Genomic DNA, 10,492 nt, shown 5'->3' with positions numbered 1-10,492 from the left:
AAACTTTTGCTTTTATTTGCAAAAAATTAAAAATGTCGATAAGGATTAAAGCCTTTAGTTCAACTGAAGTAGAAACTCTTGCTCAACTTAGTACAGAAACATTTATAGAATCTCACGGCCACAGCGCCAATGCAGAAGACATCCAAAGCTATGTAGGTTTAAATTTCAACTTTAAAAAACTTACAGCAGATTTACAGGATCCGAGGATCTTCTTCAATAAAATTTATGTGAATGACCAAATTGCCGGTTATTCGAAACTCATCATAAACGAACCTCATCCCCTTACCCAAATCACTCCTGTAGCGAAATTTGAAAGGCTTTATCTACTCAAAGATTTTTATGGGATGGGACTTGGGGAGAGACTTCTTGAGCAAAACATTGAAATTGCACAAACCCATAACCAAAAAGGACTTTGGCTTTTTGTTTGGACTGAGAATAAGAAAGGGCTTCAGTTTTATGGGAAAAGTAATTTTAAAGCTATTGGGGAGCATAATTTTAAAATTAGTGAACAGCATTCTAATCCCAATTATGTCATGCTAAAAACCTTATGAACCGAGACCTGAGCCTTCGACTGGTCACAAAATTTCTAAACGGATAAGCAAGATTTTTAAAGCTTCCTGTTTTTCTTTTGCTCTTCTTTTTCTTTTGCTTTTTTAACCTGTTTCCGCAGTTTGATGATGGTATAAATCACCACAGCGAGGAGTACCGCGCCGCTGATCAGGGCATAACCTAAGACGGTATTTGAAAGGATTACAAGCATAATTTCATACAATTTACCTAAAAAATAAGCTTTTCTTAAGCTTCTTTCACAATACTTTCAGGTTTTTAATTTTTCCGCTGCCGGCTCGCGGCGTATCTTTATTTATATAATACAGCCTTAAAAAGACAGAATACCCTCTGATTTAAGGACTGAACTAAAAATAAAATGAGCATGAAAAATTTAACCAAAAAAGCTAAAAAATGGGGCAAAAGAGCTTTAGCCCTTAAAGTGGGAAAATTCGCTGTCAGAAAAGGCGGACTTCTTGGAGTGGGATTAGGTGCCGCTGCCGGGGCAGTTTACCTGGCCTGGAACTATAATAAGAGACGCAAGGAGACACAGCCTGCTGAAAGTCCGGAAAATGAGATCACGGTAGACCCGGAGAAAAAAATCGTAGTCTGAAAGCAACTATAAGCTGTGGCTAATCCCTGGATTTTTCTTTAGCTTTGTTTGTAAATTGAATTTTGATGGACGATCTAAAGACCCGGATCCTGGCCCTGCAGAGAAAATCTGCCGGTCTGGAACCTTCCCCTGAACAGCGGGAAGCTTATCTCAATGAGGTAAAGGAATATTCGAACAGCTTTCTGAACGGGCTGCCAACTTTCGGGACTTATTCTCCCGAAAAACCCCGACAGGAAGCTTTTGCTTTTGGAGAGGAATCCAGGCCTATGGAAAAGATCCTTGAAACCTTCGCAACTGAGGTGGCGGGGAAGGGGATCAAACCTGCCTCGGGAGGCTATATGGGCTATATTCCCGGGGGCGGGATCTACGCTTCGGCGCTGGGAGATTTCCTGGCTGCTATTACCAATGAATACGCGGGGATGTCTTTCGCCTCTCCGGGAGCGGTGGCCATGGAACATGAACTCCTCAACTGGATGAAAACCCTTTTCGGTTTTCCGGAATCTGCTGTGGGGAATCTCAGCTCCGGAGGTTCTATCGCCAACCTCATCGCCCTGACCGCCGCCAGGGATAAACACAAAATCAAAGGAGCAAAAATCGAAAAGAGCGTTGTGTACCTGAGTCCGCAGTTGCATCATTGCAACCTGAAGGCTTTAAGGATCATCGGGCTGGAAGATGTCATCATCAGGGAACTTCAGCTGGACGAAGGCTCAAGGATCATCGCTTCAGATCTCAAACAAAAACTGGAAGAAGATAAAGCGACAGGTTTAAACCCATTTCTGCTGATCGCTTCCGCAGGGACAACAGACACAGGGGCGATGGATCCTTTAAACGAATTGGGAGAGATCGCCGAAGCCAATGAATTATGGTATCACGTGGATGCTGCTTACGGTGGTTTCTTCATATTAAGCGAAGAGCGGAAACATCTTTTTAAAGGTATAGAAAAGGCAGATTCCCTGGCCGTAGATCCGCATAAAGGACTATTTCTCCCTTTCGGACTAGGAGCGGTTCTGGTAAAAGACAGGGACGCGGTTTTTCATTCTCATCATCGCAGCGCAAATTATATGCAGGACGCCCTTGAAAATGATTCAGAGATAAATCCCGCCGACGTCTCTCCGGAACTTACCAAACACTTCCGGGCAATGCGTCTCTGGTTGCCTCTGCAACTGCACGGGATAAAGCCTTTTGTGGCCTGTCTGGAAGAAAAGTTATTGCTCACTGCCTATTTCAGGGAACGATTGAAAGAAAAAGGTTTCGCGCTTGGCCCTGAACCCGACCTTTCGGTAAGCTACTTCTGGTGGCCGGTTTCAGAAAACGAAACCGACTTCAATAAAAAGCTGCTGAAAGAGATCCATAATGACGGTACGGTTTTCTTTAGCTCTACTAATATCAACGGTCGCTTCGTGATCAGAATGGCCCTGCTGGCCTTCCGAACTAAGATCGAACACGTGGATAAGGCCGTGGAGCTTCTTGATAAAGCCCGAACCAGGTTGTTGGGTAGGCTTTAAATATTCATTGTTAAGGGTTTAAAGTTTGGTATTTTTTCAGCCCTTTTATTCATTGGGTCTTTGATACATTAGTTTCGAATAAAGCATTTAAAATTCCCGCCGTTCTAAACTGCCAATAAATCCTTCCGTTCCTTTTTTGATAATTTCCGGTAACGGAAAATAGCCAGCACCGTAATTACCATCAAGGCTGCAACCATCCAGTAAACCCAGCCCGGAATTGGCACCGGATCTCCGGAAGCATAGGAATGCAGACCTGAGAGGTAATAATTAACTCCAAAGGAAGTCATGATTATAGAGGAAAAAGCCCATAAACTTGCCACATTGAGCACGAGCGAATTCTTTAATTTCGGGATGAGCCTTAAGTGCAGTACAAAGGCGTAAACCATTATGGAAATGAGCGCCCAGGTTTCTTTAGGGTCCCAGGCCCAATAGCGGCCCCAGCTTTCGTTTGCCCAAACGCCTCCCAGGAAGGTGCCCACGGCCAGCAGGAATAAACCAATGGTGATAGACATCTCATTAACCATGCTCAATTCCTGCATACTCTTCCACCATTTAGAGGAAGGTGTTACGGGTTTGAAAATGAGCAGCAAAAGGCTTAGCAGCGCCAGCAAAGCGGCCAGGGCAAGTGGTGCGTATCCACTCACAATGATCGCTACGTGAATTTTTAGCCAATAGGAATGTAATACCGGCATCAGGTTGGTGATCTCCGGGTTAAGCCAGTCGAGAAAGGCGACGAACAGCAGGGTTCCCGAAAACAGAATCCCTAATGGCACCGTGAAATGAGATTTTTTCTCGAATAGCAATCCGAATAACAAGATACACCAGGCTACAAAAACAAGCATCTCGAAGCCGTCGCTCCAGGGAGCCCGACCTGCAATATACCAGCGGAGTCCGAGGTGAAAGGTGAAAAGCACCAGTCCCAGCCAGGCGAAAACCAGCCCTGTATTCCAGGAAATTGTTACCCATTTGTATTGTTTGAAGAGTTTAATGATGGCCAGGATGAGCATTAATGCTCCCAGGATCCAGAAAAAGCCAAAAAGGCGGTTTCCTAAATTCAATTCGTTATAAAATAATTCTGCAGCCAATAGTTTATCTTCGGGATATACCGCCGATCCTGCCTTTTCCTGGAAGAGGCGTATATAAGATAGCACTTCGTAAGCTTCATTGTAATCACCGGAAACAAAGCCTTTGCCCAGAGCTGACAGGTAAAGAGGGCTTACGTTTTTTACAAAATGGGCGTCTTCCTCGTTAAACTTGCTATGTTGATTGGTGGTATACCAGGTATTATTGTTGTCTTCCTTCTTCGGAAACATTTTAAGGAAATCCCCCCGAAGAATGGCATAGAAAATATTGAAGCGCTCATCTACTTTTAGAAGTTCCTTATGAGCCTCGTTTCTCTCTGCAGGTTTAAGTCGGTTAGCTTCTTCTACAATTTCCTGAAGCAAATACTTGCCATCAGGATCGATTAGTCCTTTAAAACTCAGTTTGTTTACCGGGTCTTTCTCCAAAGTCTTAAAGATCATTCCGGCTTTTTCAGGATCAACCTTGATAAGAGGCAAATCACTGAAAGCTTTAGGGTCCAGCTGCATCGCCAGCAGAAATTGTTCCGCTGTTAATTCGATATCTTCCTCGTCTTGCGCTACGTTTATGCTGGAGCGGCCACTGAGTTTTCTGGTGATTTCATTGGCCAGGGTGTTTAGGGGTTTCATCCTTCCGTCAAGATCCTGCACCACCAAACCTCCATAGGCTTCAGCGTGGTCTACAGGGACAACAGTATGCCTCACATCAGGAAGGTCTTCCTGGGCGTAGGCCTGTATTCCGAAGATAAAAAAGAGGAGGATAAGAAGTATAGTTAAAAGCGTAGTTCTGGGGATAAAGACTTTAGATTTTCTTATTTCTGAATCGGCTACCCATTTCTCTTTGTTTTTTACGCCTGCCTTAGAAGATTTTCTGGCCTCGGCTTCCGATTGTGCTTTTAAACGCCTGTTTAATAAACTGAAGCGACTTCCTTTAACGAAAAAGGTGAAAAACATTCCAATAGTGAGCAGGGTATAAGAGAAATACGTGATATATGTGCCCGGTCGATCCTGGCTTACAGATAAGATCGTGCCTTCTTCATCGGTGTCGTAAGAAGCCTGGTAGAAGCGGTATCCTTTATAATCCAGCACATTGTTCATATAGATCCTGTACGGAAAACTGTTGTCGTGGTCTATAACCTGAACTTCGCTGGCATAACTTGCCGGACTTTCACTTCCGGGATAACGTTCCAGCTCAAAATCCCTTAACTGAAGAGCGAAGGGCAGCATCTCTTCCCGGGGGCCATAGGCCAGGGTGTACTTTTCATCATCAACGAAAAAAACATGTTTCTGAGGATCCCGGCTTACCAGGGGAGTAAAGGTATTTAAAACCTCATTTCCGCTGTCGTCGGTTACCTTGATTTTCAGGACATCGGTTTCCTCGGTCGCCGTCCCACCATGATCATCGGCGTGGTATACGATCTTTTTTCCTTCGTGTATTCCTTTGATAAGAAATGCCGCCGAATCCACCTGGTAAAGGTTTCTCATTTGCAAAGGCCGGGTTTCTCCAGCCCTGAGCGTCCCCATTTTCTGACTGGTCATCTCTATAATGTGCATATCCCTGTTGCTCTGCACCATCCAGAGACTATCCTCTTTAAAGATGCGAATATCTCCTTTTCCATCTTTGCTGGTTGAGAGTGCCAGATTACCCATAGGCAGATCTTCTCCTTTGCTAAGCATATGGTCTTCCCTTTCTCCGCCCAGGGCCAGGGCCATGTCAATAAGGGTATCCTTTCCGGGTTTGTATTCTTTATGAGCTCCCTGGATATATTCTTCAAGAGAAACAATAAATGAACGCTTGCCCAGATTGGCGACTATGGTTTGTGGCTCAAATTTGTAGGAGCTTAATTCCATCGGCTTTTCGTAACGAAGATTTTTATCCTGTCCTGCTTCAGTTATCTGAAGAAAATGACCTGCGGAAAAAAATGAATGTTTTACCTCACCCTCTCTGATGTGAATAACTCCTTCTTCTCCAAAATACCTGGTTACCCCGGCCCCGATTATCATGATCACAAAGGCGATGTGAAAGAGGCCAACCGGCCAGCGCTTTGCGGAAAACAGCTTGTATTTTTGAATATGGGAAACGAAATTCACTGCCAGCCATATCAGTATAACTTCAAACCACCAGGCTTCATAAACCGCCTCTCTCGCTACAGCTGTGCCGTAATCATTTTCGACAAAAGTGGCTACTCCCATGGAAACCGCAAAAATTATAATAAGCACGAGAGAGATCTTTGTAGACAACAGCAACTTCAGTAATTTCATAACAATCTTAATTAACTAATTATTTATCCTTTTAGAACAGCAGCCCTATAAACCGGTTTTTCATCGTTGGCCGATATATCATCATGAGGTATCCCCAGTTTTGGACTCCTGCGGGATTCTGTACATTCTGTAAATTTTCCATGCTGTCCTTTTGAAAGAACTGGCTGTATCCCGCCTGTAAGGAAACCGACCTGTTCAGAATAAATCCCAGGGCAAGATCTGTTTCATAGCCAAGGTGAACATCTTCATTGTCGGAATAGGGGGTAAAGCTGTTGAAGGAATGAGTGTTTAGAGACATAAATAACTTCTTGTTCATATCATATCTCATCCTTAGAAACAGGTCTCTTAAACCTATAGAATTCTCGTGTCTTCCGCCTACATAAAACATATCCATATATCCGTTATGAGCGTGGTTAGTACCATAATGGGGAGAAAAGGAGTTGTTTTCTGCGTTGTTATCAGGATCTGTTCCGCTAAGCAATTCCATTCCCAGGGTTAACTTAAGGCTTTGTCCTTTTTCTGAATCTATGGGGAAATTTTGCGTGATCTGGGCGCTGGCATCAAAAGCACTGACATCCCTTCCCTGCAGGTCTTTCCCGAACTGATGATAATAAAAGCCCGATAAACCGGTGTTGCCCAGCTGATATTTTAGAGCAGGAAGACCAATGGTTTGGCGATAATGAATTCCGGTATCAATTATTTCGTCATTATTCTCGCTTTCAGAATACTGTAATCCATTATTCCAGAAAAGCAAAGAGAAATCAAAGTCTCCAAGCCTGTTCTCATATCTGAGGAAATGAGCCACTTTATATTGATTGGGCGTGCTGAAGAAATTTCCACTTAGGCCTTGGGTATCCTGGTTGTAACCAGCCCCCGCGTGTAATTTTGCAGTTCCCTTTTCATATTTTAAAAGTGCAAAATCGTGTGCCCGACCCTGCAATGCCCAGTCCAGGTTGCCCAGAAACCGGAAATTGTCATAATTGAGTTCCTGGCGTCCCAGTTTTATACTGAAATTATCTGAAAGAAAAGTTTCAGCCCAGGCCTCATGCAGAGATAGAAAATTGTCGGTGAGCTTTACCTGCGGGGTGTTTCCCCAGGTGCGAACATCCTGCACACTAACATAAAATTTAAACCGCTCCATTTCATATTGCACATTTATACGTGCCCGCTGAGCTATGAAGGCGGCGGCTTCCTGGTTTTCTTCAATAAGTTTTCCGTAGCCGTGTCGATACTCGCCTCTTTGCACAATTTGCCCATCTACATTAAATTGAGCATGTACATTAGTTGTAAAGGAAAAGGAAAGAATAAGTATCAGGCTTGTAATCCCTGTTATTTTCATCAATGGAATTTTATTTACTCACTTTGTGTTAATGAACCCCGATAATTTCCGGGAGTTTTTATGCCTGCCAGCAGTAATTCAGGCTGGCAGGCGTTTGGATTTTATTCTTCTGAAGTTTTTCCTCCCGGCAAAGTTGCTGCTTCTCTTACTTTACCTTCTTTTAGCCATTGGGGAACAACCTCTTCAATATATCGCTGTTTATTCTGGACTTCCGCAGGCATATCCAAACCAATATATTCCTGTAGGTATTCCTTACTATCGAAATCAGGCATTTCAACCGGCTCATTATGACCAAGGGAGGCCAGAAGGCGTACTAACTCAATACGGGTTTCCTGGATCTTCCCGGTAGCCGAGGTTACAATCCTGCTGGTTTCCAGCGGAGCGTGAAAAGCGGCCCCGTGGGAGGCAACAGAGAAATCCCAGCGCCATTGCGCATGTCTTATTCCTGTTAGGATATCTTCCATCTGTGCTTCGGTAGCGCCGAGGTCCCAGGCTTTTTTGGCCTCAATATGTGCCTTGGCCAGCTCCTTTTGCAAATAGCCTGTTCCTTCTTTGATCTTGCGTTGGCGCTCATAAACATCCGATACCAGATCTTCTTTTTTCTCCCTGTGACACACAAAGCAGGAGTTTTCAACATTCGATAAAGGGGACCCAATGTGGTGATCGGTGAATTTTTGTCCGCCTTCGGTCTTATAAGGCATGTGGCAATCTGCACAGGAAACTCCTCTTTTAGCGTGTACGCCCATAGAGAAAATTTCGTAATCCGGGTGCTGGGCTTTTATCATCGGGGTTTTGCTCAAGGGGTGCACCCAGTCGGCAAAGTCAATATTATCATAATATTCTTCCATAGATTCCACGGTTAAACCGTCTTCCCATGGGAAGGTGAGATAAGCCGCATCTTCTTTGCCCGGAAGATCCTTGGCAAAATAGTATTCTACGTGACACTGCGCACAAACCAGCGATCGCATTTCCTGGTGAGAGGCATCGCCAATCACTTTGCCCATAGCCTCAAAGGCTTCCACAAGGGCCGGGCGGGTGATAGTCAGGTTCATGGTTTTCGGGTCGTGACAATCGGCACAGCCAATTGGATTGATCATCTCACTACCAAAATCTGAAAATTTCTGACTGTAGAATTCGGTCACTCCTATTTCACTCATCAATCTGGGCACGTCGGTACTCTTACATGTCCAGCAGGTACTCGGCATTGGTCCGTCCCCTTTTTCCCAGGGAGATCCCACCCTTGCGGTGCGCTGAATGTCTGTTATTGCATGAGCGTGGCCGCGGGGTTGATTGTAATCTTTACTGAAGCCGTATCCTGCCCAAAGGATGACCAGTTCCGGCTGGTCGTCCAGCACATCAGCAAATCCGCTGGTACTGTAAAGTCCTTTGAAGGTAGTATCGGCTGTTTTGCGGTAAGACTGATATTGCCTTGGGTAATTAAGGCCCCAAACAGAATCCCTGGGCTCTATTCCTTCTATTTCCACCTTAGGTTGATAGGCAAACCGGGCTTCTGCCTTCCGGTCAATTATTGAATTGGCAAGCAGTGCCAGCAGAAAGACTGCTATGATCGTTACAATTAAAATTATCCAGTTTCTCATTGGTATATAGGTTAGTGGCTAGTACTTATTTTCGATCAATTGGGTTTAGATTTATGGTACAGGTTCGGTTATAGTGTCTCCTTTTTCTTCATCGGTAATGTAAGATCTCAACCATTCGGGGATAATATCTCTCTTTTCCGGAATATGTACGGGTATTGGTTCAATTTGATGACCTACGGAAGAAAGACTTTTCACCTTGCCATGCGGCACTTCCTTGTGACATTCCCAGCAGGTTCTATCTGTTCTGTGGAATTCGTGATCGTCTATAGTGGCAAGTAATTTGGCGTCTGTGACACGGGTATCGTGACAGCGAATACAATTATTCTGAATAACTTCAGCAGAAGCTTCCCGGGCTACGATCACTTCGGGTTCTGCCCGCATAGTGAAAACGGCAGAATGGTACAGCCCGTCCATCGCTTTGAAGTAATATTGGTTGAACACATTATCCTGCGGCACATGGCAATCGTTACAACTGGCTACTTCCCGGTGGGAGCTTTTATTCCAGGTAAGATATTGAGGTGTCATTACGTGGCAGTTAATACAGGCTTTAGGATCATCAGATAAGTATGAAGCTGCATTACTGAGTTTTAAGATATAAAATCCGAGACCAAAAAATGCTCCGAGGATGAGAGTAGCAACCAATCTCCATTTGGGGGGAGGAAGCAGCCTATGAAGGAAGCTCCTTTTCTTTACAGGTCCGGCCATATTTCCGCAGTTTATTACGAGGTAAAAATAGAACCGGGAAATCACTTAAAATATGATCCTGGTCCTGTTTTGTTATTTTTATATCAAATTTTTGTTTCTTTTTATTCGGGCTAAGTGGATTAGCCCTGTTAAAGATAATAAAAAATTATAATTTGTTAAAGTGGTGCTATAAGGGAACCCGGCTGAAGAATGACATGAATTATATGCCTAAATAAAATAAACTAATGCCTTTTTATTCTAGGCTCTTTGACGTCCAATGATCTCATCAATATTAATCCGATAAATAATAGGAGTATCCGGACTATTTATTTTACTGGAAAATTCCCGGATGAAATCGGGAGTGGTTTTCTCTTTATTTTCTAATAATTTTTTCACTCCTTCTGAAAATTGATGGAGCATATATTTGGCGTCAATTCCCTCTAATTCCTCAAAACTTCCAAATAGTAAAACCGATTTCCATTTTTCTAAATCAGTGATCTCATCCACCTGAAAAGAGACCAGAGGATTTTTTCGCATAGCATCAATTTTATTTCCAGGTCCGGAATAAGTTAGAATCGCCTTGTGTTCAGGATCGAAATAATAGGTAATGGGAATTATCTCCGGCCTGGCTTTCGATAAATATCCAAGACGGCCAATATAATTTTCAGAAAGCAACTTAATACTTTCATTTGTGGTCATGGCTTGCATTGTCATTCTCCCTGAGATTTGAATAGGATACTATAAAATTATAGCTATAATTTAAGACTCCATCTCCAGATAAAAAATGACATGTGTCATCAAAATGATGATACATAGATTTTTGTCGGTTTTTGGGATTGCAAGAGGCCTGGCTTATGCCTTGAAGC

General features: G+C 43.6%; 9 protein-coding genes. 3 read left to right on the top strand and 6 right to left on the bottom strand.

Annotated features, from left to right (window positions below; translation table 11 throughout):
* Positions 1–551 (top strand): GNAT family N-acetyltransferase (locus ACESK1_RS05490; protein WP_372918724.1); only part of this gene is annotated, 551 nt, incomplete at its 5' end.
* A gap of 56 nt (positions 552–607) precedes the next feature.
* Here ACESK1_RS05490 and ACESK1_RS05485 read toward each other — a convergent pair.
* Entirely contained in the window at positions 608–760 is a 153-nt protein-coding gene (locus ACESK1_RS05485) for a hypothetical protein (protein ID WP_372918722.1), read from the bottom strand.
* Between the two features lie 171 nt (positions 761–931).
* Between ACESK1_RS05485 and ACESK1_RS05480 the strand changes: the two genes are divergently transcribed.
* Together ACESK1_RS05480 and ACESK1_RS05475 are read left to right on the top strand one after the other, a co-directional pair.
* Positions 932–1,159 carry a hypothetical protein gene (locus ACESK1_RS05480; protein WP_372918720.1) on the top strand — a complete coding sequence of 76 codons (228 nt, stop codon included), beginning with the start codon at positions 932–934 and terminating at the stop codon, positions 1,157–1,159.
* 65 nt (positions 1,160–1,224) lie between these two features.
* Positions 1,225–2,664 carry an aspartate aminotransferase family protein gene (locus tag ACESK1_RS05475; protein WP_372918718.1) on the top strand — a complete coding sequence of 480 codons (1,440 nt, stop codon included), beginning with the start codon at positions 1,225–1,227 and terminating at the stop codon, positions 2,662–2,664.
* Between the two features lie 104 nt (positions 2,665–2,768).
* On the opposite strand, the gene ccsA is transcribed toward ACESK1_RS05475, so the two are convergent.
* The 5 genes from ccsA to ACESK1_RS05450 all read right to left on the bottom strand — a co-directional run bounded on the left by ccsA (position 2,769) and on the right by ACESK1_RS05450 (position 10,340).
* Positions 2,769–6,005 (bottom strand): cytochrome c biogenesis protein CcsA, encoded by a 3,237-nt coding sequence (gene ccsA, locus ACESK1_RS05470; RefSeq protein ID WP_372918716.1) that lies wholly within the window; start codon positions 6,003–6,005, stop codon positions 2,769–2,771.
* Positions 6,006–6,036: 31 nt separating this feature from the next.
* Positions 6,037–7,344, bottom strand: a complete 1,308-nt coding sequence (locus ACESK1_RS05465) for a hypothetical protein (RefSeq protein WP_372918714.1) — start codon at positions 7,342–7,344, stop codon at positions 6,037–6,039.
* 101 nt (positions 7,345–7,445) lie between these two features.
* Positions 7,446–8,948, bottom strand: a complete 1,503-nt coding sequence (gene nrfA / locus ACESK1_RS05460) for an ammonia-forming cytochrome c nitrite reductase (protein WP_372918726.1) — start codon at positions 8,946–8,948, stop codon at positions 7,446–7,448.
* A 45-nt stretch (positions 8,949–8,993) separates the two neighbouring features.
* Complete coding sequence (gene nrfH / locus ACESK1_RS05455) at positions 8,994–9,647, bottom strand: cytochrome c nitrite reductase small subunit (RefSeq protein ID WP_372918712.1); 654 nt, start codon at positions 9,645–9,647, stop codon at positions 8,994–8,996.
* Positions 9,648–9,884: 237 nt separating this feature from the next.
* On the bottom strand, positions 9,885–10,340 hold the full coding sequence (locus ACESK1_RS05450; RefSeq protein WP_372918710.1) for a pyridoxamine 5'-phosphate oxidase family protein: 456 nt from the start codon (positions 10,338–10,340) through the stop codon (positions 9,885–9,887).
* Between the last annotated feature and the right edge of the window lie 152 nt (positions 10,341–10,492).

Source organism: Salegentibacter sp., assembly GCF_041642575.1.
Taxonomy (GTDB): domain Bacteria; phylum Bacteroidota; class Bacteroidia; order Flavobacteriales; family Flavobacteriaceae; genus Salegentibacter.
Note: the sequence above shows the minus strand (reverse complement) of the source record. Positions and strands in the feature narration are given on the sequence as shown.